At 59.6% G+C, this 21,548-nt stretch carries 23 protein-coding genes and 1 pseudogene; 11 read left to right on the top strand and 13 right to left on the bottom strand.

What is annotated here, in order from left to right:
• Positions 1–56 precede the first annotated feature (56 nt).
• From KW824_RS13075 to KW824_RS13065, 3 genes and pseudogenes are all read left to right on the top strand, one after another.
• Positions 57–1,418, top strand: coding sequence for a Do family serine endopeptidase (locus KW824_RS13075; RefSeq protein ID WP_182787435.1), 1,362 nt, complete (start codon positions 57–59; stop codon positions 1,416–1,418).
• 89 nt (positions 1,419–1,507) lie between these two features.
• The gene (degS, locus tag KW824_RS13070; protein ID WP_041204883.1) at positions 1,508–2,629 is read left to right on the top strand and encodes an outer membrane-stress sensor serine endopeptidase DegS; all 1,122 of its coding nucleotides are present in this window, start codon (positions 1,508–1,510) and stop codon (positions 2,627–2,629) included.
• A 102-nt stretch (positions 2,630–2,731) separates the two neighbouring features.
• Positions 2,732–3,781: pseudogene (locus tag KW824_RS13065) on the top strand (PTS sugar transporter subunit IIA); the annotation flags it as partial.
• Between the two features lie 18 nt (positions 3,782–3,799).
• Here KW824_RS13065 and npr read toward each other — a convergent pair.
• From npr to KW824_RS13015, 10 genes are all read right to left on the bottom strand, one after another.
• Complete coding sequence (gene npr, locus KW824_RS13060; protein ID WP_005331359.1) at positions 3,800–4,072, bottom strand: PTS phosphocarrier protein NPr; 273 nt, start codon at positions 4,070–4,072, stop codon at positions 3,800–3,802.
• Positions 4,073–4,092: 20 nt separating this feature from the next.
• On the bottom strand, positions 4,093–4,959 hold the full coding sequence (gene rapZ, locus KW824_RS13055) for an RNase adapter RapZ (RefSeq protein WP_041204881.1): 867 nt from the start codon (positions 4,957–4,959) through the stop codon (positions 4,093–4,095).
• Positions 4,960–4,999: 40 nt separating this feature from the next.
• Positions 5,000–5,446, bottom strand: a complete 447-nt coding sequence (ptsN, locus tag KW824_RS13050; RefSeq protein WP_005331355.1) for a PTS IIA-like nitrogen regulatory protein PtsN — start codon at positions 5,444–5,446, stop codon at positions 5,000–5,002.
• A gap of 2 nt (positions 5,447–5,448) precedes the next feature.
• Positions 5,449–5,736: a ribosome hibernation promoting factor gene (hpf, locus tag KW824_RS13045; protein ID WP_005305957.1), complete on the bottom strand. Its 288-nt coding sequence runs from the start codon at positions 5,734–5,736 to the stop codon at positions 5,449–5,451.
• Positions 5,737–5,756: 20 nt separating this feature from the next.
• The gene (locus KW824_RS13040) at positions 5,757–7,196 is read right to left on the bottom strand and encodes an RNA polymerase factor sigma-54 (protein WP_218410007.1); all 1,440 of its coding nucleotides are present in this window, start codon (positions 7,194–7,196) and stop codon (positions 5,757–5,759) included.
• A gap of 65 nt (positions 7,197–7,261) precedes the next feature.
• A complete protein-coding gene (gene lptB, locus KW824_RS13035; protein WP_010675872.1) occupies positions 7,262–7,987 on the bottom strand; it encodes an LPS export ABC transporter ATP-binding protein in 726 nt (241 codons plus the stop codon).
• A gap of 12 nt (positions 7,988–7,999) precedes the next feature.
• Complete coding sequence (gene lptA / locus KW824_RS13030; protein ID WP_218410173.1) at positions 8,000–8,518, bottom strand: lipopolysaccharide transport periplasmic protein LptA; 519 nt, start codon at positions 8,516–8,518, stop codon at positions 8,000–8,002.
• Positions 8,505–9,065, bottom strand: a complete 561-nt coding sequence (gene lptC, locus KW824_RS13025; protein ID WP_005331338.1) for an LPS export ABC transporter periplasmic protein LptC — start codon at positions 9,063–9,065, stop codon at positions 8,505–8,507. Before lptC ends, lptA begins: the two co-directional genes overlap by 14 nt.
• On the bottom strand, positions 9,062–9,616 hold the full coding sequence (gene kdsC / locus KW824_RS13020; protein ID WP_043133345.1) for a 3-deoxy-manno-octulosonate-8-phosphatase KdsC: 555 nt from the start codon (positions 9,614–9,616) through the stop codon (positions 9,062–9,064). The genes lptC and kdsC overlap by 4 nt, the downstream gene beginning before the upstream one ends.
• Entirely contained in the window at positions 9,616–10,611 is a 996-nt protein-coding gene (locus KW824_RS13015; protein ID WP_218410006.1) for a KpsF/GutQ family sugar-phosphate isomerase, read from the bottom strand. Before KW824_RS13015 ends, kdsC begins: the two co-directional genes overlap by 1 nt.
• A 206-nt stretch (positions 10,612–10,817) precedes the next feature.
• Here KW824_RS13015 and mlaF point away from each other — a divergent pair, with 206 nt between their 5' ends.
• The 7 genes from mlaF to murA are packed head-to-tail and all read left to right on the top strand — an operon-like array spanning position 10,818 to position 15,342.
• On the top strand, positions 10,818–11,618 hold the full coding sequence (gene mlaF, locus KW824_RS13010; RefSeq protein ID WP_005331323.1) for a phospholipid ABC transporter ATP-binding protein MlaF: 801 nt from the start codon (positions 10,818–10,820) through the stop codon (positions 11,616–11,618).
• On the top strand, positions 11,618–12,397 hold the full coding sequence (gene mlaE / locus KW824_RS13005) for a lipid asymmetry maintenance ABC transporter permease subunit MlaE (RefSeq protein ID WP_041204877.1): 780 nt from the start codon (positions 11,618–11,620) through the stop codon (positions 12,395–12,397). Before mlaF ends, mlaE begins: the two co-directional genes overlap by 1 nt.
• 7 nt (positions 12,398–12,404) lie before the next feature.
• A complete protein-coding gene (mlaD, locus tag KW824_RS13000) occupies positions 12,405–12,905 on the top strand; it encodes an outer membrane lipid asymmetry maintenance protein MlaD (protein WP_005331321.1) in 501 nt (166 codons plus the stop codon).
• A gap of 2 nt (positions 12,906–12,907) precedes the next feature.
• A complete protein-coding gene (gene mlaC, locus KW824_RS12995) occupies positions 12,908–13,543 on the top strand; it encodes a phospholipid-binding protein MlaC (protein ID WP_025328538.1) in 636 nt (211 codons plus the stop codon).
• Positions 13,540–13,812 (top strand): lipid asymmetry maintenance protein MlaB, encoded by a 273-nt coding sequence (locus tag KW824_RS12990; protein WP_161507589.1) that lies wholly within the window; start codon positions 13,540–13,542, stop codon positions 13,810–13,812. Before mlaC ends, KW824_RS12990 begins: the two co-directional genes overlap by 4 nt.
• On the top strand, positions 13,812–14,069 hold the full coding sequence (gene ibaG, locus KW824_RS12985) for a BolA family iron metabolism protein IbaG (RefSeq protein WP_005306001.1): 258 nt from the start codon (positions 13,812–13,814) through the stop codon (positions 14,067–14,069). The genes KW824_RS12990 and ibaG overlap by 1 nt, the downstream gene beginning before the upstream one ends.
• A 16-nt stretch (positions 14,070–14,085) precedes the next feature.
• Positions 14,086–15,342, top strand: coding sequence for a UDP-N-acetylglucosamine 1-carboxyvinyltransferase (gene murA, locus KW824_RS12980; RefSeq protein ID WP_005331316.1), 1,257 nt, complete (start codon positions 14,086–14,088; stop codon positions 15,340–15,342).
• Between the two features lie 80 nt (positions 15,343–15,422).
• On the opposite strand, the gene pmbA is transcribed toward murA, so the two are convergent.
• Entirely contained in the window at positions 15,423–16,766 is a 1,344-nt protein-coding gene (gene pmbA, locus KW824_RS12975; RefSeq protein ID WP_106885622.1) for a metalloprotease PmbA, read from the bottom strand.
• 111 nt (positions 16,767–16,877) lie between these two features.
• Here pmbA and yjgA point away from each other — a divergent pair, with 111 nt between their 5' ends.
• Positions 16,878–17,402, top strand: coding sequence for a ribosome biogenesis factor YjgA (gene yjgA / locus KW824_RS12970; protein WP_005331314.1), 525 nt, complete (start codon positions 16,878–16,880; stop codon positions 17,400–17,402).
• Positions 17,403–17,469: 67 nt separating this feature from the next.
• On the opposite strand, the gene KW824_RS12965 is transcribed toward yjgA, so the two are convergent.
• Together KW824_RS12965 and tmaR are read right to left on the bottom strand one after the other, a co-directional pair.
• Positions 17,470–20,553 carry a transglycosylase domain-containing protein gene (locus KW824_RS12965; RefSeq protein ID WP_041204875.1) on the bottom strand — a complete coding sequence of 1,028 codons (3,084 nt, stop codon included), beginning with the start codon at positions 20,551–20,553 and terminating at the stop codon, positions 17,470–17,472.
• A gap of 214 nt (positions 20,554–20,767) precedes the next feature.
• Positions 20,768–21,085, bottom strand: coding sequence for a PTS system regulator TmaR (gene tmaR / locus KW824_RS12960; protein WP_025328544.1), 318 nt, complete (start codon positions 21,083–21,085; stop codon positions 20,768–20,770).
• Between the last annotated feature and the right edge of the window lie 463 nt (positions 21,086–21,548).

The following is a 21,548-nucleotide window of genomic DNA, read 5'->3' as shown; positions in this document are numbered from 1 at the left end:
ATCGTGGTCAGACCTTGACGATTGCATTGCAACTTTTTCTGGGAGCTGTTTCTCATATGCGTAAATCTCTTTCTGTATTCAGTGTGTTAGCCCTCAGTGTCGGTATCGCCCTGTCCGCAGCACCGGCGCAAGCCGCCCTGCCCCTGATGGGCAACAACAGCCAGGAGATGCCGAGCCTGGCCCCCGTCCTCGAGCAGGTGACCCCTGCCGTGGTCAATATCTCCGTCTCTGGCAAGAAGATCACCCGCCAGCGCCTGCCGGAACAATTCCGCTTCTTCTTCGGCCCCAACATGCCCGATGAGCAGGTGAGCGAGCAGCCCTTCCAGGCGCTCGGTTCCGGCGTCATCATAGATGCCAAGAAGGGCTATGTGATCACCAACGCCCACGTGGTCCACGAGGCGGACGAGATCAAGGTCAACCTGAAAGACGGTCGCGAATACGCGGCCAAGAAGATAGGTGAAGACAAGCAGTCCGACATTGCCCTGCTGCAAATCAAGGCGGAGGACCTGGTGCAGATCAAGTTCGCCGACTCTGACGAGCTGCGGGTCGGTGACTATGCCCTGGCCATCGGCAACCCCTTCGGCCTAGGTCAGACCGTTACCTCGGGTATCGTCAGCGCCCTGGGTCGCAGCGGCCTCAATATTGAAAACCTGGAGAACTTCATCCAGACCGATGCGGCCATCAACTCGGGCAACTCAGGTGGTGCGCTGCTCAACCTGCGTGGGGAGCTGATCGGCATCAACACCGCCATCCTGGGCCCGAACGGCGGCAACATCGGTATCGGCTTTGCCATCCCGTCCAACATGGTGCGCGACCTGTCCGAGCAGATCGTGAAATACGGTGAAGTGCGCCGTGGCCAGTTGGGGATCACAGGCACAGAGCTGACCACGGATATCGCCAAGTCCTTCGGCTACAACAAGAAGGATGGTGCCTTCGTCAACCAGGTCATGCCTGACTCTGCCGCCGCCAAGGCGGGCATCAAGGCTGGCGACATCATCATCAGCATAGATGGCAAGCCCATCCGCTCGTTCGGTGAACTGCGAGCCAAGATCGCCACCATGGGCGCCGACAAGCAGGTTGCACTCGGCCTCATCCGTGATGGCAAGGAGCAGACCGTCAAGGTCACCCTGAAGAAGGCCGATGACAGCGAGATCCTCGCCAGCGCCCTGCACCCGGCACTGGAAGGGGCCAAGCTCAGCACCACCACGGATCCGGTGACCGGCGTAGCTGTGGCCGACATAGATCCGCGCTCCCCTGCCGCCGCCGCCGGCCTGCAGAAGGGCGACATCATCATCGGGGTCAACCGTCTGCGCATCAACTCCATGGATGAGCTGACCAAGGCCTTGAAGAACAAGCCGGAAGTCCTGGCGCTGAACATACAGCGTGGCGACTCCTCGCTCTATTTGGTGATCCGTTAAGTCCCTCACACCCGCGGCAACCGCCGCGGGTGATTTTTATCCACCGATAATGTTATTCTCTGCGCGCAGCATGTACGGACGAGAATGACATGAAAATCCCACCTTTGATCAGTTACTTGGGCAAGTCTGTCGGCTTTGGCCTCACCGTGGCTGCGCTCCTGTTGCTGCTGTTCCCCAGTTTTCGGGGCGGCGCCCCCCTGCCGGGTCTCATCACCAATTCCCGCGAGCTGAGTTTCTCCTATGCCGCCCACCGCGCCGGCCCTGCCGTCGTCAACATCTACACCCGCAGTTTCGCCGGCAATCGCGGCGAGAAAGCAGAGCTGAGGCCACAGGGGCTGGGCTCAGGGGTCATCATGAACCAGCGCGGCCATGTGCTGACCAACTACCACGTCATCGCCGATGCGGACCAGATCATAGTCGCGTTGCAGGATGGCCGGGTATTCAGCGCCGAGCTGGTCGGCACCGACAAGCTGACCGATCTCGCCGTGCTCTACATAGAGTCGGACAACCTGCCGGTGATACCGCAGGATCCCGAGCGCCTGCCTGACGTAGGCGACGTGGTGCTCGCCATCGGCAACCCCTACAACGTCGGCCAGACCATCACCCAGGGCATCATCAGTGCCACCGGCCGCATCGGGCTCTCCAGCATGGGGCCGGACAGCAACGGCCGGCAGGATCTGCTGCAGACAGATGCCGCCATCAACGAGGGCAACTCGGGTGGCGCCCTGGTCAATGGCCGTGGCGATCTGGTAGGCATCAACACCGCCGCCTACCACCTCAACGGCAATCAGGAGAGCTACGGCATCAGCTTCGCCATCCCCTACAAGCTGGCCAAGCGGATCATGGACGAGCTGATTGCCAATGGCCGGGTCATTCGCGGCTACCTCGGCATCTCCAGCGTCGAGATCAACCCCATAGTCGCGCGCATGATGAATCTCGGGGATCTGCAGGGTCTGGTGGTAGAGAGCCTGGATCCCGATGGTCCCGCCACCAAGGCCGGCCTCAGGCGTGGGGATGTGCTGCTCAAGATCAACGGCGAGGCCATCAGCGGCGTGCGCCCCGTGATGGACAAGATCGTCGAGAGCCGCCCCGGCACCAAGCTGACCATCTCGGTGATCCGCAATGGCAAGCCCTTGGACGTCGACGTCATCATAGAGGAAGACGTGCGCTACCAGAACCTGCCCACCAGCAGCGCATCACCCGCCAGCTGACGGCAAGGGAGTCAATAAAGGGGCCATCAAGGCCCCTTTTTCGTGCCTACCTCTCAGGCCCGTCTTCCCTGGCGTGAGATGACTCAGAGTTTCCACCAGCGCGGCACCGGTTATCACGATCAGCTCTGCCGTCATCTGTTGCGCCTCGCCGACGAGAGCCTGCAACAACTCACCATCTCCTACGCCATCACCCTGTTGCGTCAGGCGGCTGGCCACGAGCTGTGCCAGTTTGCCAGCGATGACATCAGCCTGACCCTGGCCATGGTGGTCCGCGACATCCATGCCGAGTTACCAACCCAGGCCCCGCCGGGGCAGGAGGAGATCGCCAGCCTCGTCATCCAGATCCAGACCCGCCTCACTGCAGATCCCCCCAGCTCGGCCCGGCCATGGCCGCCAAGAGCGAGCAACTGGTTTACATCCGCTGACCTGCATTCACCAGCACTACTCCTATGATCTTCGCGGCGACCCGCAGTTGCGTGCCGACCTGCAGGCTCACATCAGTGCCATTCTGCTGCGGGTCAACTACCAGATAGGCAGCCACAACCCGCTGGCGAACCACAAGAACGGGATTACGAGGGGCTTGGCGCAGATCGAACTGGACTTCGTCATCAGCACAGTCAAAGTGAGCGAGAAAAACGCCCCCGTGGTACAAGCTGCCCCCTTCACGACCCCTACCAGCTGGAGCAGTTCGGCAAGCTAGTACTGACCGATCGCACCCGCCTCTACCTGCTGGACAAGTACTTCGATACCGACCACTTCATGGTGGTCACAGAGCCGCTCAGTCAGGCACGGCTGTTTGTGCCGCATCGGTGACCAGCTGGAGTCCGAGCAGCTTGTTGAGACTGGGTTCAGGGGATCGTTACACGAGCGGGAGCGAATCGTATCCACCCTGCTGGGAGAAGGCATAGCCCTGCCCCACTCCCTCGGACTGCTGGCCCACCGCACCCTGATCTATACAGTGCAGGCCTCGAGTGGGGCAATGGTGAGACCACCACCCTCATCTTCGTGCTTGCCATCAGCAAGGCGGACTACGAGGAGGCGATGGGACTCTACGATCTGTTTCTGGCGCTGATGAACGAAAAAGCCAGCAGGAATCTGCTGGCTTGTCGGGACTTTAACGACTTCAAGGCGCTGGCGCGCGCCGGGCCATGACGGCAAAGGAGGTGCCGCTCACTCCTCGTTGAAGCCCGAGGTGAATAGTGCCACCACGGCGGCCAGGGCCTCCACCTCTTCAGGGCCCTCCACCTGCACCTCCACCTGCTTGCCCTGGGCGGAGTCCAGCATCAGCAGACCGATCACGCTGTCCGCATCGGCCTCGATGCCGTCTTCGTTGCGCAGCAGCACATGAGCATCGAATCCCTGCACCAGCTCGAACAGCATCATGGCCGGTCTGGCATGGATTCCCAGCTTGTTTTTGACTTCTACCGAGGCGGAAACTGTCATCTGAACATCCTGTAGGTCTGTCAGGCTTGGGGGGAGCGCTTGTCCAGCGTGCGGTGACGAATCTGCACGTTCTTGCCAAGCAGCCGGAATGCGCTGGCCAGCCGCTCGGCGATGAACACCGAGCGATGCTGCCCGCCGGTACAACCGATCCCAACGGTCACATAGCTGCGATTGTTGCGCTCCAGGTGGGGCAACCAGGTCACCAGCATGTTCTCTATCTGCTGGATGAACAGCATCACGTCCGCCTGGGCCGAGAGGTAGTTGGCTACAGGCTCGTCCTGGCCGGTAAACGGCTTGAGCTCCGGGATCCAGTGGGGATTGGGCAGGAAACGGGCATCGAACACGAAGTCCGCATCCTTGGGGATGCCGTATTTGAAGCCGAACGACTCGAACACCAGCACCAGTTCGTTCTCTTTCTTGCCGAGCACCCGGGTTTTGATGAGCTCGCTGAGATCGTGAATGCTGAGGTTGGTGGTGTCGATGCGCAGGTCGGCGGTCGAGGAGAGGGGCGCCAGCAGGTGGGTTTCCTCCCGGATCGCCTCATCCAGCGAGAGCTGCTTGCGAGACAGGGGGTGCAGCCGGCGGCTCTCGCCATAGCGCTTGAGCAGGGTCCCGTTGTCGGCGTCGAAGAAGAAGCTGGAGAACTCCACCCGCCCTTCGTTGCGCACCTGGGTCAACAGGTTGTCCAGCTTGTCTGGCTGGGTCGGCAGGTTGCGCACGTCTATGCTGACCGCCAGCTTGTCATACTGGCTCTCCACCGAGACGATCAGCTGGGGCAGCAGATTGACCGGCAGGTTATCCACGCAGTAGTAACCCAGATCCTCCAGCACCCTCAGGGCTACCGTCTTACCGGAGCCCGAACGACCGCTTACCACTATTAACTGCATCTTGTCCCCTCACGCCAACGTGGCTGCGTCAGACCCGGCATCAGGCCGAGGTCATGATCTGATAGAGTTCTTCATCGCTGGTCGCCTGGCGCAACTGGCGACAGACGGCCTTGTCACCCAACTTGGATGCCATCAGGGAAAGGGTCTTGAGATGCTGCTTGCACTCGCTTTCCGGCACCAGCAATGCAAAGAGCAGGTCAACCGGTTGATTGTCGATAGCATCGAAAGGGATGGGTTCAGAGAAGGTCATCAGCACGGCGGTAGGCGCAAAGGCGTCGTCGATCCGGCCGTGGGGAATGGCAATACCGGCACCGATCCCGGTACTGCCCATCTTTTCCCGCGCCAGCAGGCTTTCAAACAGCACCTGGCGGGAGGCGCCGAGACGCTCTGCGGCCAGCTCACTGATGATCTCGAGGGCGCGTTTCTTGCTGGTACAAGGGACCGCACTCTTGGTGCAGTCCCGACTCAGTATGTGTTCAAGTTGCATAGTTATTTTTGATTTAACTTATCTTTGTGCTTGATGATCTGCCGATCCAGTTTATCCAGCAGGGTATCAATCGCCGCATACATGTCGGCATGCTGCGAATTGGCGAACACCTCTCCCCCGCTGACGTGCAGCTTGGCTTCGGCGATCTGGTTCAGTTTTTCGACGCTCAACACCACATGTACGTTGTTGATATGGTCAAAGTGACGCTCGAGTTTGGCAAATTTGTTATTCACATAATCACGCAGAGCTTCGGTAATCTCGACATGGTGTCCGGTCAGGTTAATTTGCATAACGTCTTCCTTTTGTTTGCCTAAACCAGGCGTTTGCGCTGATTGGATGGCGGGATCAACAAGGATTCACGGTACTTTGCGATCGTGCGTCTCGCCACCATAATACCCTGTTCGGCCAGCAAATCCGCGATCTTGCTATCACTAAGCGGTTTGGCCGGGTTTTCGGCCGTCACCAGCTTCTTGATCAGGGCACGAATTGCGGTCGATGAGCACTCTCCTCCTCCCTCCGTGTTGACATGACTGGAGAAAAAAAACTTCAGTTCAAAGATGCCACGGGGCGTATGCATGTACTTCTGGGTCGTCACCCGTGAAATCGTCGACTCGTGCATCTCCACCGCCTCGGCGATGTCGTTGAGTACCATGGGCTTCATGGCCTCTTCACCGTACTCGAAGAAACCCTGTTGCTGCTCGACTATGCAGCTTGCCACCTTGAGCAGGGTGTCGTTTCGACTCTCCAGACTCTTGATGAACCACTTGGCTTCCTGCAAATGGGAACGAATGAACTGAGTATCCGTGCTGCTGCGGGCATTGCGTGCCATTGCCGCATAGGCCTCGTTGACACGAATGCGCGGCGCCGAATCCGGGTTGAGTTCAACCACCCACTTCGCCCCCTTCTTGACCACGGAGACATCCGGGATCACGTATTGCGATTCGCTCTGGATGATGCCATTACCGGGTCTAGGCTCCAGCTGCTGGATGAGATCCAGTACCTCCTTGAGGTCGCTCTCCTTGAGCCGGGTCTTGCGCGCCAAGGTGCGGTAGTCACGGTTGCCGAGCAAGTCCATGTGCTCGCGGATCACCTCCCTTGCCTCATTGAGCCAGGGCAGATCCGGCGAATACTGGCCAAGCTGGATCAACAAACACTCCTGTACCGAGCGAGCGGCGATGCCAACCGGATCGAAATGCTGCACCCGCTTGAGCACGGCTTCCACTTCATCCAGTTCAACTTCTAACTCTTCACTGCTGACTGCAGCCTGAATATCTTCGAGAGAAACGGTCAGGTAGCCAGACTCATCGATGGCATCGATGATGGCGAGGGCAATCGCGGCATCCAGATCACTGAACGGCGTCAGTCGCATCTGCCACAACAGATAATCCTGCAGATTTTCGGTGGTTTCCCCCTGATAGACGCTGTCTTCCCCGTCATGGATGGGGCCAGCGCTCTGAGCCGTGCCGGCGGAATAGACCTCATCCCAGGTAGTGTCCACCGGCAGTTCATCCGGCATCTTGTCCTGTGCCATTGCGTCACAGGAGTCGAGTTGACTGGCGTCCTGGGGTTCTATCGGACTGGTTTCGTGCGCCTCATTCTCCTCCTGCTCCAGCAAGGGGTTATTATCGAGCGCTTGCTGAATTTCCTGCTGGAGTTCCAGGGTGGAGAGCTGGAGCAGACGAATCGCTTGTTGTAATTGTGGCGTCATGGTCAGGGACTGGCCGAGACGCAACTGTAATGTCGGCTTCATCTACGTCGGGATATCCTTATGTTCAGCGAGGCGGTCACCTAACAAAAATGAGGGGTGCCCCCTTACTATAGACTGAATTGATCGCCCAAATAGACGCGCTTGACCTGCTCATCGGCGAGGATGTCGGCCGGTGCACCTTCGGCAATCATCTTGCCGTGGCTGACGATGTAGGCCTTCTCGCACACATCCAACGTCTCTCTAACGTTGTGGTCCGTGATAAGCACGCCCAGCCCTCTTTCCTTCAGATGCTGGATGATCTTCTTGATGTCTATGACCGAAATAGGATCAACACCTGCAAAGGGCTCATCCAACAGGATGAATCGCGGCTCTGCCGCTAGCGCACGGGCGATCTCGACACGGCGCCGCTCCCCTCCCGACAGGCTCTGACCCAGGCTGTCGCGAATATGGGTGATGTTGAACTCTTCCAGCAACTGCTCGACCTTATCCTCCCGCTCCTCGCGGCTCAACCCCTTACGGGTCTGCATGACCCCCATCAGGTTGTCGAACACCGACAGGCGTCGGAAGATGGAGGCTTCCTGGGGCAGGTAACCGATACCATTGCGGGCACGAATATGCATGGGCTGCAGGCTGATGTCCTGTTCATCTATGGTGATGAGACCCGCATCCCGCTGCACCAGGCCAACGATCATGTAGAAGGAGGTGGTCTTGCCGGCACCATTCGGGCCAAGCAGACCCACTATCTGGCCGGTGCCCACTTCCAGGCTCACGTCGCTGACCACCATGCGGCGCTTGTAGCTCTTCTGCAAACCGGTTGCTTTTAACACTGCCATGGCTTCTGTTTCCTACTTCTTCTGATCGGCGGGTTTGTCGAAGTTTTCTACCTGATCCGGCAGGAACACCGTCTTGACGCGCTGAGTGGGCCCCTTGCTCTCGGCGATCATCTTCTGTTTGACGATGTCATAACGAATGAGGTCGCCGGTGACCTGGCTGTCTTCCTGTTTAAGCTGACCGTTGCCAGTGATGGTGACCAGCCGGTTCTTCAGCTCATAGCGAATGCTGTTGCCGTGGGCGTTTACCGGCTTGCCGTTGTCCAGGATCTGGAAGAAGGTGGCGGGGTTCCCATAGGCGGTCATGACCTCGGCCCCTTTCTCGCCGGAGCGGATCACCACCACCTTGTCGGCCTTAATCTTGATGGTGCCCTGAGTGATGATGACATCATCACTGAAGGTGATACGGTTGTCCTGCATCTCGGCCACTTGCTTGACCGCATCCACGTAGACCTTCTCGGCAAAGTCGGACTCTTTGGCATTCACCGCACTGCACATCAGCAGGGACGCGAAGGCCAGATTAACGTTTTTCATTGAAATAAGTGGCATGGCCTTTATCCAGTAATTCGAAATATTTACGTTCCAGATGGCCCTTCAGGCCAACACCCTCGGTCTGGAATTCCTGACCCACTATGCTGATGTGCTGGTTGCTTCTTACGTCTTGGGTCACCAGATCCAGCTCCAGATAGGGGGTATCCAGCGTGGAGATGAAGGACGCCGGCAGCAAGCCGTCCAGATGTACCTTGTCGCGCAGTATCACGTTGTCATCGGTATTGAGCACCCCGGTCTCGGCCGTGACCTTCCATTCGGCCTCCCCCTGCTCATCGAACATGTAGACCACCGGCTTGTTGAAAGTGGCCTGCTCGAGGATCTGGTAATACTCCGCATACTCGGACTCCAACCGCTCGGTCCTTTTGCCCTGCTCGTTGAAGCGGGTGGTGACCAGATTTTTGGCGGTAAAGTCTGGTTGATAGTTCTCTACCTTGGCAGTCGGCTCAGGTACCAGCTCGATCTCGCCGAGCTGCCAGGCGGCGAGTGCAACCAAGAACAGCAGGGCGAACAACAGGGTCTGTCTGCTCATACCGAGGCCTCGGGTTGGTAGTCGCCCAGGCCCTGCGCCTGCAGGATGAGATCGCACACCTCGCGTACCGCGCCCACACCACCCCCGAGGCGGGTCACCAGATCGGCACGAGCCAGCACCAGCGGATGGGCATCCGCCACCGCAATGCCGAGGCCACAGGCCTGCATCACCGGCAGATCTATGGTGTCATCCCCCATGTAGGCGGCTTGCGACGCCTCCAGACCGAGCTTGGTCAGCAGTGCCTCGAAGTGGGGCAGCTTCTGATCCGCCCCCTGTACCAGGTGCCGCACCCCCAGGCTTCTCATCCGATCGCTGACGATGCGGGAGTTGCGCCCCGTGATGATGGCAATCTCGATGCCGGCGTTAAGCAGTGCACGCATGCCGGCGCCATCGCGGGTGCAGAAGGTTTTCAGCTCTTCACCCTGATTGCCCATATAGATGAAGCCATTGGAAAGCACCCCATCCACGTCACACACCAGCAGGCGGATCTGCGCCGCCTTCTCGTACTGGCTGCGCGTCACCGGACCATAGAGGGTCGGTACGTCTTGCATCAAATCACCCCGGCTTTCAGCAGGTCGTGCATGTTGAAGGCGCCAAGTGGCTGCCGCGCCTCATCCACCACCAGCAATCCGTTAATCTTTCTGGTTTCCATCAGTTTGACGGCCTCGGCCGCCATCATCTCAGGCCCTACGGTAACACAGTTGACCGTCATGACGCGGCTGATAGGGGTGTGGTGAATATCCACCTGCAGATCCAGGATCCGGCGCAGGTCGCCATCAGTGAACAGACCGGCCAATCGGCCATCAGCATCAACAACGGCGGTCATACCCAGCCCCTTGCGGCTCACTTCCAGCAGCGCCTGGCTGATGGTGGCATCTATCCCTACCTGGGGCAACAGGTCCCCGCGGTGCATCAGATCGCCGACCCGCAGCAACAGCCGCTTGCCCAGCGACCCGCCCGGATGCGAAAGCGCGAAGTCATCGGCGGTGAAACCACGTGCCTCCAGCAGAGCCACGGCCAGGGCATCCCCCATCACCAGCGTCGCCGTGGTGCTTGAGGTCGGGGCCAACCCCAGCGGACAGGCCTCTTTCTCCACCTTGATGCACAAGTGCACGTTGGCCTCCTTGGCCATGGTGGAGGTCGGGTTGCCGGTCATGCAGATGAGCGGAATGCCGCGACGCTTGAGCACCGGCAACAGGGCCAGGATCTCGTCGCTCTCGCCGGAGTTGGAGATGGCGATGATGAGGTCGCCGCCGGAGATCATCCCCAGATCTCCGTGGCTGGCTTCGCCAGGGTGGAGGAAGAAGGCGGGTGTCCCGGTGCTGGCCAGGGTCGCGGCAATCTTGTTGCCGACATGACCCGACTTGCCCATACCGGTGACCACGATTTTGCCGGCACAGCACAGCACCATCTCGCAGGCGCGCTCGAAGGTCTCATCGAGGTATTGGTAGAGCCCATCGATGGCTTGTTTTTCTATGTCCAGCACCGCGCGGGCACTGCGACGGAAATCGAACAATTCAGACACTTTTTCAGGCTTTACAGACATAAAGGCACAGCTCCGGGCCGAAATTTGCTGCGGGATTATAAAAAAGTCTGCCGAGATAAGCGAATCGGATGCGGGACGGTCTGCCACTGATGCAAGTTGTTACATAAAACTGTCGCGTATTTGGGGGGCAAACCCGCTCAATAGTTGTTCCTTGCTGTTGCTTAGACCTAGACTAGCCCATAAAATTCGCTCTTCATTTATACCGGATGGACATTTGTTTGAACGATGACCTGATCACCATCTCCGACCTGACCTTCAGTCACGGAGATCGGTTGCTGTACGACAGGATCAACCTGACCATTCCCCGTGGCAAGGTCACCGCCGTCATGGGCCCCAGCGGCATTGGCAAGACCACCTTGCTGCGCCTGATCGGTGGCCAGCTGAAACCTGAGTCCGGTCATATTCTGTTTGACGGGGAAGACATCCCCACCCTCTCCCGCGGCCGTCTGTATGAGGTGCGCAAGCGGATGAGCATGCTGTTCCAGAGCGGCGCCCTGTTCACTGGCATGACGGTGTTCGACAACGTGGCCTTCCCGCTGCGGGAACACTCCGGTCTGCCGGAGGAGCTGATCCACACCATCGTCATGATGAAGCTGCAGGCGGTGGGCTTGCGCGGCGCGGCCAGACTGATGCCGTCCGAACTCTCCGGCGGCATGGCCCGCCGTGCTGCCCTGGCCAGATCCATCGCGCTGGATCCGGATCTCATCATGTATGACGAGCCCTTTGTCGGCCAGGATCCCATCACCATGGCGGTGCTGGTCAAGCTCATCAAGGAACTCAACGATGCCCTCGGCATCACCTCCGTCATCGTCACCCATGATGTGAAGGAAGTGCTGAGCATCGCCGACTACGCCTACATCATCGCCAACCGCAGGGTGGTGGCACAGGGCACGCCGGAGCAACTGCGTGAGGAGCACAATCCCGAGGTCGAGCAGTTCCTCAAAGGATTGCCCGATGGTCCTGTTCCGTTTCATTTTCCGGCAGGTGATCTGCTACAGGATCTGTGATGTTAATAAGTCAGATAAGCAAGCTGGGTCGAAGCGGAGTACGTTTCATCAGTGCCGTCGGCCGCGCAACCATCATGCTATTTCATGCGCTGGCGGGCAAACCCGAGCCCCGCAAGCACTTCCCCCTGCTGATACAGCAGCTCTATGTGGTGGGTGTACAATCGGTCGCCATCATACTGGTGTCTGGCCTCTTCATCGGCATGGTGCTCTCCTTGCAGGGTTACAACGTACTGAAGGATTTCGGCGCAGAGCAGAGTCTGGGGCCCTTGGTCTCCCTCTCCCTGCTGCGGGAGCTGGGCCCTGTGGTCACCGCCCTGCTGTTTGCCGGACGTGCGGGCTCGGCCCTCACCGCCGAGATCGGCCTGATGAAGGCGACCGAGCAGCTCTCCAGCCTCGAGATGATGGCGGTGGATCCCCTGCGCCGGGTGGTGGCGCCTCGCTTCTGGGCAGGGGTCATCAGCATGCCGTTGCTGGCCTTCATGTTCAGCCTGATCGGCATCTTTGGCGGCAAACTGGTCGGGGTAGACTGGCTGGGTGTGGATGAAGGCAGCTTCTGGTCTGCCATGCAGGCCTCCGTCGACTGGCAGGACGACATCATGCAAGGGGCCATCAAGAGTGTGATCTTCGCCTTAGTGGTCACCTGGATCGCGCTCTTCAATGGCTATGATGCCAAGCCGACCTCGGCCGGGATCAGTCAGGCGACGACCCGTACCGTGGTCCACTCATCCCTGGCCGTGCTCGGTCTGGATTTTATACTCACCGCAGTCATGTTTGGATAAGGGAAAGATGAAGTTCAGCAAAGTAGAATTCCTGGTCGGTGCCTTCATGCTGGCTGGCATTGCAGCCATTCTGGCGTTGGCACTGCAAGTGGCGGGATTGAGTTTCAAACCGGAAGGAGAAACCTATACCCTGCGCGCCCATTTCGATAATATCGGCGGCCTGAAAGTACGCTCGCCGGTCAAGGTCGGCGGCGTCGTCGTCGGTCGAGTCAGCGACATCACGCTGGATGCCAAGAGTCAGGTTCCCGTCGTCTCCCTGCAGATGCAGAAGAGTGCCGGCGAGTTCTCAGAAACCAGCTCGCTCTCCATCCTGACCTCGGGTCTGCTGGGCGAGCAGTATGTCGGCCTGGCTCCGGGCTTCACCGATGAAGAGATGGGCACCAGCATGCTCAAGGATGGCGACATGATAGAAGACACCAAATCCGCCATCGTGCTGGAAGACCTGATTGGCAAGTTCCTGTACAGCCAGTCTTCCCCGAGCACCGATACGCCAGCAACCAAGGAGTAACCATGTTCAAGAAGATCGCCCTGCTGCTGGGCCTGATGACCAGCATGCTGTTTTCCGTCTCCGCCCTGGCAGCGGTCAATGCCGCCGACCCCTATGCCCTGGTGGATCAGGCTGCCCAGCAGACCTTCGCCCGCCTGAAGGCGGACCAGTCCCAGGTCAAGAGCAACCCGGACCACTTGAGAGTGATCATTCGCGAAGAGCTGCTGCCCTATGTAGACAACCGCTTCGCCGCCTACAAGGTGCTAGGCAACCAGATCAAGGAGACCACCCCGGCCCAGCGCGATGCCTTTGTCCAGGTGTTCACCGAGTACATGGTAAGCTCCTACGCCGATGCCCTGGCCCATTTCGACAAGCAGACCGTCAAGGTCCAGCCGGGCAAAGCGCCCGGTGACAGCAACATCACCGCCGTCAACGTCAGCGTGAAAGAGGCCGGCAAGCCGGACATCTTCCTCGAGTTCAAGCTGCGCAAGAACAACAAGACGGGTGAATGGAAGGCTTTCGACATGGTTGCCGAAGGGATCAGCCTGCTCTCCGCCAAGCAGAGCGAACTCGGTGGCCTCATTCGCCAGAACGGCATAGATGCGGTGATCGCCCAGTTGCGCGAGCACAATGCCAAGCCGCTGGTGCTCAAGTCATGACACTCCAGGGGGAGCTGCAGGCGCCGCAGGTCAACGCCCTGTGGCAACGGCGATCCGAGTGGTGGCAAGATGATGCGCTCGATATGAGCGGGGTCACCACCCTGGATTCCGCCGGCCTGGCCCTGCTGGTCAAGTGGGCCAAAGCCACTCTGGTACGGGGAGGCGCGCCGCAACTGGTGGGCGCCTCCACTGATTTTTATACCCTGGCCAACCTTTACGGGGTGGCCAGTCTGTTTCAACCCATCCCGCCCAACACCGAGGACGCATAATGCAAGTCTCTGAAATTGAAGCGATACTCCTTGAGGCTTTGCCATTGTCCGAAGTCCATGTCAAAGGCGACGGCAGTCACTATCAAGTGATTGCGGTCGGCGACATGTTTGACGGCATGAGCCGGGTCAAGAAGCAGCAGGCCATCTATGCCCCGCTGATGGACAAGATCGCCAGCAACGCCATCCACGCCCTCTCCATCAAGGCCTTTACCGATGCCGAATGGAAGCGCGAACGTAAATTTCTACTGCCCTCCTGATTTGGTATCTAAGTAAATGGACAAATTCAAGATCACCGGCCCCTGCACCCTCTCCGGTGAAGTGACCATCTCCGGCGCCAAAAACGCCGCCCTGCCGATCCTGTTCGCCACCCTGCTGTGCGACGAGGAGATCCAGCTTTCCAATGTGCCGCGCCTCAAAGACGTGGGCACCACCCTCAAGCTGCTGGAGATGCTGGGCGCCAGCACCAAGGTCAACGGCAACGTGACCGTGCTGACCGGCGCCGTGAACAACCACGTCGCCCCCTACGAGCTGGTGAAGACCATGCGCGCCTCCATCCTGGCGCTGGGCCCGCTGGCCGCCCGTTTTGGCGCGGCTGACGTCTCCCTGCCCGGCGGCTGCGCCATCGGTGCCCGCCCGGTCAACCTGCACGTGCACGGCCTCGAGCTGATGGGCGCCAAGATCGCCATCGAAGATGGCTACATCAAGGCCCGTGTCGACGGTCGCCTCAAGGGTGCCCACATCCTGATGGACATGATCTCCGTCACCGGCACCGAGAACCTGATGATGGCCGCCACCCTGGCCGACGGTCGCACCGTGATCGAGAACGCCGCCCGCGAGCCGGAAGTGGTCGATCTCGCGAACTTCCTCAACGCCCTGGGCGCCAAGATCCAGGGTGCGGGTACCGACACCCTGACCATCGATGGGGTCGAGCGTCTGCACGGCGGCAGCTACAGCGTCCAGCCAGATCGCATCGAGACCGGCACCTTCCTGGTAGGCGCCGCTGTCACTGGGGGCAAGATCACCTGCCGCAAGACGGACCCTTCCCTGCTGGAGGCCGTACTGGTCAAGCTGGAAGAGGCCGGTGCGCTCATCGAGAAGGGGGAAGACTGGATCTCCCTCGACATGACGGGCCGCACCCTCAAGCCGGTCACCATCAAGACGGCTCCCTACCCGGCCTTCCCGACCGACATGCAGGCGCAGTTCACCGTACTGAACGCCGTGGCCAAGGGTACCGGCATGGTCACCGAGACCATCTTCGAGAACCGCTTCATGCACGTGCCCGAGCTGGTACGTATGGGCGCGGACATCGAGCTGCAGGGCAACGTGGCCATCTGCCGCGACACCGAACAACTCAAGGGTGCCCAAGTGATGGCAACCGATCTGCGCGCCTCCGCCAGCCTGGTACTGGCCGGCTTCGTGGCCGAAGGCACCACCATGGTCGAGCGCATCTATCACATCGACCGTGGCTATGAAGACATAGAGCACAAGCTGCAAGGCCTGGGCGGATGCATAGAGCGTATCAAGGCGTGATCGTCACTCCCTGCCGATGAGCAATAAAAAGGCCCCCTCGCCAAGCGAGGGGGCCTTTTTCATTTCCGGGGTCTGGCGATTCAGTGACCCGCCAGCTTCATCTGCTCGACCAGCACAGAGCCCGTCTTGAGGCTGGAGCGCTCGTCCTCGTCATTCCCCACCGCCACCAGGGTGCTGAACATGTCGGCCAGGTTGCCGGCTATGGTGATCTCCTCAACCGGATAGAGGATCTCGCCATTCTCCACCCAGAAACCGGCGGCGCCGCGGGAGTAGTCACCATTGACAATATTGACCCCCTGCCCCATCAGCTCGGTCACCAGCAGGCCTGTGCCCATCTCCTTGAGCATGCCCTGGAAGTCCTGGCCGGTATTGGAGACCTGCCAGTTATGGATGCCACCGGCGTGGCCTGTGGTGGTCAGCCCCAGCTTGCGCGCCGAGTAGGAGGTAAGCAGCCAGCTCATCAGCTCGCCATTGCGCACTATGTCCATGTCGCGGGTGCGTACCCCTTCACCGTCGAACGGGGTACTGGCGAGCCCCCCCAGCAGGTGGGGGAACTCCTGAATGCTGAGCCACTCGGGCAGGATCTGTTTGCCCAGCTTGTCCAGCAGGAAGCTCGACTTGCGATAGAGGTTGCCGCCGCTGATAGCCATCACCAGATGACCCCACAGACCGGCGGCGGTGTCGGGATGAAACAGCACGGGGGCGTGGCGGGTGCTGATCTTGCGGGCCCCCAGACGGGAGACGGTGCGCTCCACCGCCTCGTCGGCGATGCGCTGCGGGGTCCAGAGGCCGGAGAGGGCGCGACTGGAGGAGTAGCCATAGTCCCGCTGCATGTCGCCATCCTGCTCGCCAATCAGCACGCAGCTCAGAGAGTTGCGCGATGCCGCATAGCCTTTGACGAAGCCATGGCTGTTGCCATAGACCTTGACCCCCAGATGGCTTGAAAAGCTGGCGCCATCGGAGTGCTTGATGCGGGCATCACGCCCCAGGGCAAGCCGCTCGCACTCGATAGCCAGCTCGATGCCACGCTGGGGATCCAGTTCGATGGAGTGACAGAGTTGCAGATCCGGGGCATCCCAGGCCAGCAGTTCGGCATCCGCCAGACCGGCATACTCATCGGGGGAGGTGTGGCGGGCAATCTCCATGGCCGCTTCGACGGCGGCACGAATGGCCGGCTTGCCGAGATCAGTGGTCGAGGAGGATCCCTTGCAGCCATTGCGATAGACGGCGATGCCGAGCGCTCCATCCTTGTTGAACTCGATGCTTTCCAGCTCACAGCCCCGGGTATTCACCGACAGCCCGGTCTGCTTGCTGATGGAAACTTCCGCAAGCCCGGCCCCCAACCCCTTGGCTATCTCCAGGGCCTCGGCGACCACCGCCTCGAGATGGGCTTGATCCTGGCGAATTTGATCTTGCTGGTCCATAACTCACATCTGTATGAAGGAAGGAAAGGGGCTAAGCATATCAGACCCCTGCGCCCAGCGGGAGAAGCTGGTAACATATCCCCCAACGCGAATGACAGGAATCAGAGACCGATGAGTCAGTATCAAGACGACAACGAATTGGACGATTGGGGTCCCAGCAAGAGCCAGCTCAAGCGCGACGCCGAGGCACTGCAGAAACTGGGGGCCGAGATCGTCTCCCTGAGCCACAGCGAGCTGGAACGGATCCCGCTGGATGAAGAGTTGGCCGAAGCCGTCGAGCTGGGCCGCAAGCTCAAGCCCAAGAAGGACGAGTCCTTCCGCCGCCACCTGCAGTTCATCGGCCGCCTGATGCGCAGCCGGGATATAGAGCAGATCGAGGAAGCCCTCTCCATCATCAAGATGCGTCACTCCACCGTGAATGCCCGCCTGCACCGGCTGGAGCAGTGGCGTGAGCGCCTGATCACCGAGGGAGACAGCGCCCTCAACGAACTGATGTCCCAGTTCCACGAACTGGATCGCCAGAAACTGCGCCAGCTGATCCGCACCGCCAACAAAGAGCGGGAGCTGAACAAGCCGCCGGTGGCCTATCGCGAGATGTACCAATACCTGCGCGGCGAGATCGAAGACCAGCTGTAAGCCATGACGGCCTGTGGCTGACAGAAACGAAAACGGGGCCAATCTGGCCCCGTTTTTTTATGCGCCGTCAGCTACCCGGCAAACACTGGGTGTGAGTACCCGGTTGCAGATAAGGCACCAGCAAGGGCGCCATCCCCTTGAGGACCTGTACCGGCAGTGCCGAGGTGAAGCGGAACTTGTCGGACTGGCTGCCGGGCACATAGGCCGTCAGAGTACCGAAGTGATCATCCCCTATGTAGAAGACAAAGGTCGCGGTCCGGTTGCGCGCCAGTGAGCTGGTGACATTGCCGTAGCGGCCGACCGTCTCGATCCTGTTGTCCCCCGTCCCCGTCTTGCCCCCCAACGACAGCACGGTGCCATCCTGCAAGGCAAATGCACCGGCGATGCGCCGCGCCGTTCCCCCCTCAACCACCTTGGACAAGGCGTTGCGCAGGGCGTTGGCCACCTCGGCAGGCATCACCCGAACACCCTGGGTGTTGGCCGGTTCGAACACGGTGGCGAAGGGCGTGTCCTTGGCGAAGGAGAGATGCTCGATCCGCAGGGTCGGTGCCCGCATGCCGCCGTTCTGGATGATCCCCATCAATTCCGCCAAAGCAGCGGGTCTGTCGCCCGAGCTGCCGAGAGCCGTCGCCAGGGAGGGAACCAGGTGATCAAACGGATAGCCCAAACGCGCCCAGCGCTGATGGATGTCGAGGAAGGCTTCGACCTCCAGCATGGTGCGGATCCGGCTATCCCGGGCACTGCGATGGCGCGTCTTGAACAGCCAGCTGTAGACCTCCTGACGCTCATCCCGGCTGGCCGCAACCGCATCGGCGAAGGTGGCCTTGTCAAACTCCCTGAGATAGGAGAGCAGCCACAGCTCCAGCGGGTGGACGCGGGCGATATAGCCTTGATCCGGCAGTGAATACTTACCAGGACCATAACTGGTATAGAGCTGCTCGACTCGCTTGTCGCTCAGCTTGTCCCGTGGCAGGCGCTTCGCCAGGAAGGCTGCAAAGTCGGCCTGTGACGCTTCCGGCATCAGGTAGCGATGCACGGCCGCGAGGCGCACCGCGCTGGGCTTGAGGCCATCGAGGAAGGTATCGAGCTGCTCATCCGTGGTCTTGCCGCGATATTTACGCCAGAAGCGCAGCAGATAGGTCTGCCCCTCCTTGTCGGCAAACTTGGCCAGATACTCGGTACGACGGGGATCCTTGTCATCCTTGAGCAACTGGGCACGGTTGCCTTCCTTGTAGAGGCTGTAGCGCACTATGTCCCGCATCAGCCGTACGAAGGGCAGGTTGATGGATTCACGCAAGGCGTCGCGGATCGGCGGAATGCGGCCATTGTCTTCCTTGCGGAAGTTGTTGAAGGTGTGCATGCCACCACCGGTGAAGAAGCCCTCGTAGGGGCTGGCGGAGTATTTGCGATCCAGCGCAGCCTCCAGCATCACGGGTAGGCTCTTGTCCTTGGCACTCATCAGGTAGGCGATGGCCCAACGGCTGATGTTGTCCTGATCGGAGACCTCTATCTTGCGCAGGCTCTCGGCCGGCATGTTCCCGTAGCTGTCATGCAGCTCGGTCACTATCTCCAGATAGGTGGTCAGCACCCGCAGCTTGGCGGTTGAGCCCAGCTCCAGCTTGCTGCCCTCATTGATGTCGAACGGCTGATCCGTGTTGTCGGTCTGCACCCGCACCTTGACCCCTTCCGGCGTCTTCTCGAACAGGGTGAAGCTGTATTTCACGTCCCCCGTCTTCTCCGGCGAGAGCAGGCGCTCACCAAACAGCCCGACCTGGGCGGCGAATGTTGGGTCTGCCAACTGCTGCAGATAACGGGAGACGTCATTTTGCAGCGGCATGTTGAGAGTCGTGTCCGCCGTCAGATCCATGCGGTCCAGATCATAGAGCTGAACACCGAGCTGGCGACTGAGGCGGGTGCGCGCCACCTGCAACCCCTTGTTGTTATTGACCCGGGTGATCGCCGGCGCCTGCAGGAAGTCGCGGAACGCAAGCTTGGCCTTGAGTGCCGATTCCATCAGGGGAGGCGTGATCATGCCCTCCTGCACGAACAGGCGCAGGTAGCTGTCTGTCAGGGTCGACAACGCCTCACGCCCCTGGGCCAGATAGTAGGAGGGGCGACGGTGGGCAATCATCAGGGAGACCACCTGGCGCAGCGCCAGCCCCTGCTCGGCCAGAGTGGCGTCCTGATTACGCGCGGGATCCAGCAGGCGATTCACCTCGTCCACATCGGCACCGAACCAGACCCAGAGACCATCTCCCAGGCCGTGCACCTCCCCATAACCCGGGGCGGCGGAGAGCGGCACCGAGTTGAGGTAAGCCCAGGCCACCAGTTTGCGTGCTTCCAGGGTTTTTGGCCCCAATCGATAGGCCCGCACACTGGCCGAGGCCATCTGGCGGATCTTCTCGGTGGGGGACAGGGTCAGACCATCAGGGGAGTGCCGATACTTCTCCACCTGGGTCGCCAGCGTACTGCCACCGGCGGATTGGTCCTGCATGTCCAGCGCCTTGCCCACCTGGGACAGCGCCGCCTTGGCAAAACGGGGCCAGTCTACCGCCGGGTTGGCGAGCGGCTGCTCGTTGCTCAACAGCTCCCTGTTCTCGATAAACAGCAGGGACTGGATGACCAAGGGGGGAATAGAGTTGAAATCAGGGTAGTAATGGGTCGGGTACTTGTATTGATAGAAAGGCTCTGCACGGCAGTCGTGCAGAGTCAGCCCCGCCTGCACCTTCTCGGTATAGGGGACGAAGAAACCATGGCTGGCGTAGTTGTAAAGTGCATCGGAAAAACGCACCTGCTCGCTCACCTGATAACCACGCTGGATGAGGCGCTCCTGGATCATGGGCATCAGCACATAACCGAGTCGCTTGTCGAAGGGGCCATCATCCGGGAAGGTAATTTGCTTGCTGGGGCCGGGTTCCAGCTCATAAGTCAGCTTGGCGGCATAACGGGAGATCTCCTGCGACTGCAATCGGGAGGTCTTCATTTCATAACCAACCAGGGCGATCACGGCAGCCAGGCAAAGCAAAAAGATGAAACAGAACAACCAGCGCCACCAGGGGCGACGCTTGCGCTGATATTGCCCGTCCGCATGCGGTACGGATGAATCCTGAGATGCCACTTTGTTCGAATCCGTCTGTTTTGATGCGCCCATATCAGCCCCACCATGGTTGCGCAATTTATTGTCTTTCAATCAAGCTTAGTCGTTTCAAGTCAAGGGCTTGAAAACTATTGACCGCTTTGCAGCGATGTTAACAGGGCGATTGTAAAAATGGGAGCCGATTGTTGCAGTGCGGCGAGAGATCCGAGCTGCCGAGTGGAAATGAAACACCGGCTGTAAGCCGGTGTTTGGGAATGGCGGTGTGAGCTTATTTGCTGGTACTCATGCCCTTCAGCTTGGTGCTCAGCTCCTTGCGCTCCTTGGAAAGCTCGGCATTCTTGATAATGTGATCATCAACACGCTCTTCGTAATCGGTGCGCATGTTGGCGATGATGGCCTGCACTTCGTCGATGCTCATGCCTGGCTTGATATAGTCGCTCAGGTTGTCGAGCAGCAACACCCGCTTCTGGTTGTCACGGATCTTCTTCTCGTTGTCCGCGATTTCACGCTTGAGCTTGTTCTGACGACGAGACATACGCACATATTCCAACACATCGCTGAAAGTAGACTTGTTTACTTGTTCCATATCGGTACCACTGACTGAAGGTGAATGAAAACAGGTCTGGGTACTCTCATACCAGATAAAGAAGTAAAGGCATGGTATGGGTAAACCCGGAATGCCCCTTACTCTACCGAGTTATGATGCAGATACAACCCCAATTGCAGGCCCAGCGCCGGGTTTCAGCAGGATAGCGCCGCGTGAGGAATCAAATGGAAAACCGATGAGAGTGCAGATTCAGGAGGGGGCTGTATACAAGGCCTCCGCACCGGAGATCGTGAGATCCAACTGGTGATTCGGCGGATGAACGTAAAGGGGGAGCAGACGAGATCTCGGCACGCAGTGGCTGGTTTTGGGGAAACGTCAGACAATAAAAAACCCCGCTCGAGTGAGCGGGGTTTCTTGTATTGGGTGCCTGGCAGTGTCCTACTCTCGCATGGCGAATGCCACACTACCATCGGCGCTACCGCGTTTCACTTCTGAGTTCGGC

The sequence above is a fragment of the Aeromonas sp. sif0611 genome (genome assembly GCF_019218845.1).
In the GTDB taxonomy this organism is placed as follows: Bacteria; Pseudomonadota; Gammaproteobacteria; order Enterobacterales; family Aeromonadaceae; genus Aeromonas; species Aeromonas media.
This window is presented reverse-complemented; position numbering and strand designations above follow the sequence as displayed.

What these genes read in the sequence shown, in the direction of transcription:
- mlaE (WP_041204877.1), top strand. Translation starts at nt 11,618, where the DNA reads ATGTTAATAAGTCAGATAAGCAAGCTGGGTCGAAGCGGAGTACGTTTC.
- yjgA (WP_005331314.1), top strand. Translation starts at nt 16,878, where the DNA reads ATGAGTCAGTATCAAGACGACAACGAATTGGACGATTGGGGTCCCAGC.
- KW824_RS13075 (WP_182787435.1), top strand. Translation starts at nt 57, where the DNA reads ATGCGTAAATCTCTTTCTGTATTCAGTGTGTTAGCCCTCAGTGTCGGT.
- KW824_RS13040 (WP_218410007.1), bottom strand. Translation starts at nt 7,196, where the DNA reads ATGAAGCCGACATTACAGTTGCGTCTCGGCCAGTCCCTGACCATGACG.
- mlaF (WP_005331323.1), top strand. Translation starts at nt 10,818, where the DNA reads ATGGACATTTGTTTGAACGATGACCTGATCACCATCTCCGACCTGACC.
- mlaC (WP_025328538.1), top strand. Translation starts at nt 12,908, where the DNA reads ATGTTCAAGAAGATCGCCCTGCTGCTGGGCCTGATGACCAGCATGCTG.
- npr (WP_005331359.1), bottom strand. Translation starts at nt 4,072, where the DNA reads ATGACAGTTTCCGCCTCGGTAGAAGTCAAAAACAAGCTGGGAATCCAT.
- KW824_RS12990 (WP_161507589.1), top strand. Translation starts at nt 13,540, where the DNA reads ATGACACTCCAGGGGGAGCTGCAGGCGCCGCAGGTCAACGCCCTGTGG.
- lptB (WP_010675872.1), bottom strand. Translation starts at nt 7,987, where the DNA reads ATGGCAGTGTTAAAAGCAACCGGTTTGCAGAAGAGCTACAAGCGCCGC.
- tmaR (WP_025328544.1), bottom strand. Translation starts at nt 21,085, where the DNA reads ATGGAACAAGTAAACAAGTCTACTTTCAGCGATGTGTTGGAATATGTG.
- ptsN (WP_005331355.1), bottom strand. Translation starts at nt 5,446, where the DNA reads ATGCAACTTGAACACATACTGAGTCGGGACTGCACCAAGAGTGCGGTC.
- KW824_RS13015 (WP_218410006.1), bottom strand. Translation starts at nt 10,611, where the DNA reads ATGTCTGTAAAGCCTGAAAAAGTGTCTGAATTGTTCGATTTCCGTCGC.
- ibaG (WP_005306001.1), top strand. Translation starts at nt 13,812, where the DNA reads ATGCAAGTCTCTGAAATTGAAGCGATACTCCTTGAGGCTTTGCCATTG.
- mlaD (WP_005331321.1), top strand. Translation starts at nt 12,405, where the DNA reads ATGAAGTTCAGCAAAGTAGAATTCCTGGTCGGTGCCTTCATGCTGGCT.
- degS (WP_041204883.1), top strand. Translation starts at nt 1,508, where the DNA reads ATGAAAATCCCACCTTTGATCAGTTACTTGGGCAAGTCTGTCGGCTTT.
- kdsC (WP_043133345.1), bottom strand. Translation starts at nt 9,616, where the DNA reads ATGCAAGACGTACCGACCCTCTATGGTCCGGTGACGCGCAGCCAGTAC.
- rapZ (WP_041204881.1), bottom strand. Translation starts at nt 4,959, where the DNA reads ATGCAGTTAATAGTGGTAAGCGGTCGTTCGGGCTCCGGTAAGACGGTA.
- lptA (WP_218410173.1), bottom strand. Translation starts at nt 8,518, where the DNA reads ATGAAAAACGTTAATCTGGCCTTCGCGTCCCTGCTGATGTGCAGTGCG.
- murA (WP_005331316.1), top strand. Translation starts at nt 14,086, where the DNA reads ATGGACAAATTCAAGATCACCGGCCCCTGCACCCTCTCCGGTGAAGTG.
- KW824_RS12965 (WP_041204875.1), bottom strand. Translation starts at nt 20,553, where the DNA reads ATGGGCGCATCAAAACAGACGGATTCGAACAAAGTGGCATCTCAGGAT.
- lptC (WP_005331338.1), bottom strand. Translation starts at nt 9,065, where the DNA reads ATGAGCAGACAGACCCTGTTGTTCGCCCTGCTGTTCTTGGTTGCACTC.
- pmbA (WP_106885622.1), bottom strand. Translation starts at nt 16,766, where the DNA reads ATGGACCAGCAAGATCAAATTCGCCAGGATCAAGCCCATCTCGAGGCG.
- hpf (WP_005305957.1), bottom strand. Translation starts at nt 5,736, where the DNA reads ATGCAAATTAACCTGACCGGACACCATGTCGAGATTACCGAAGCTCTG.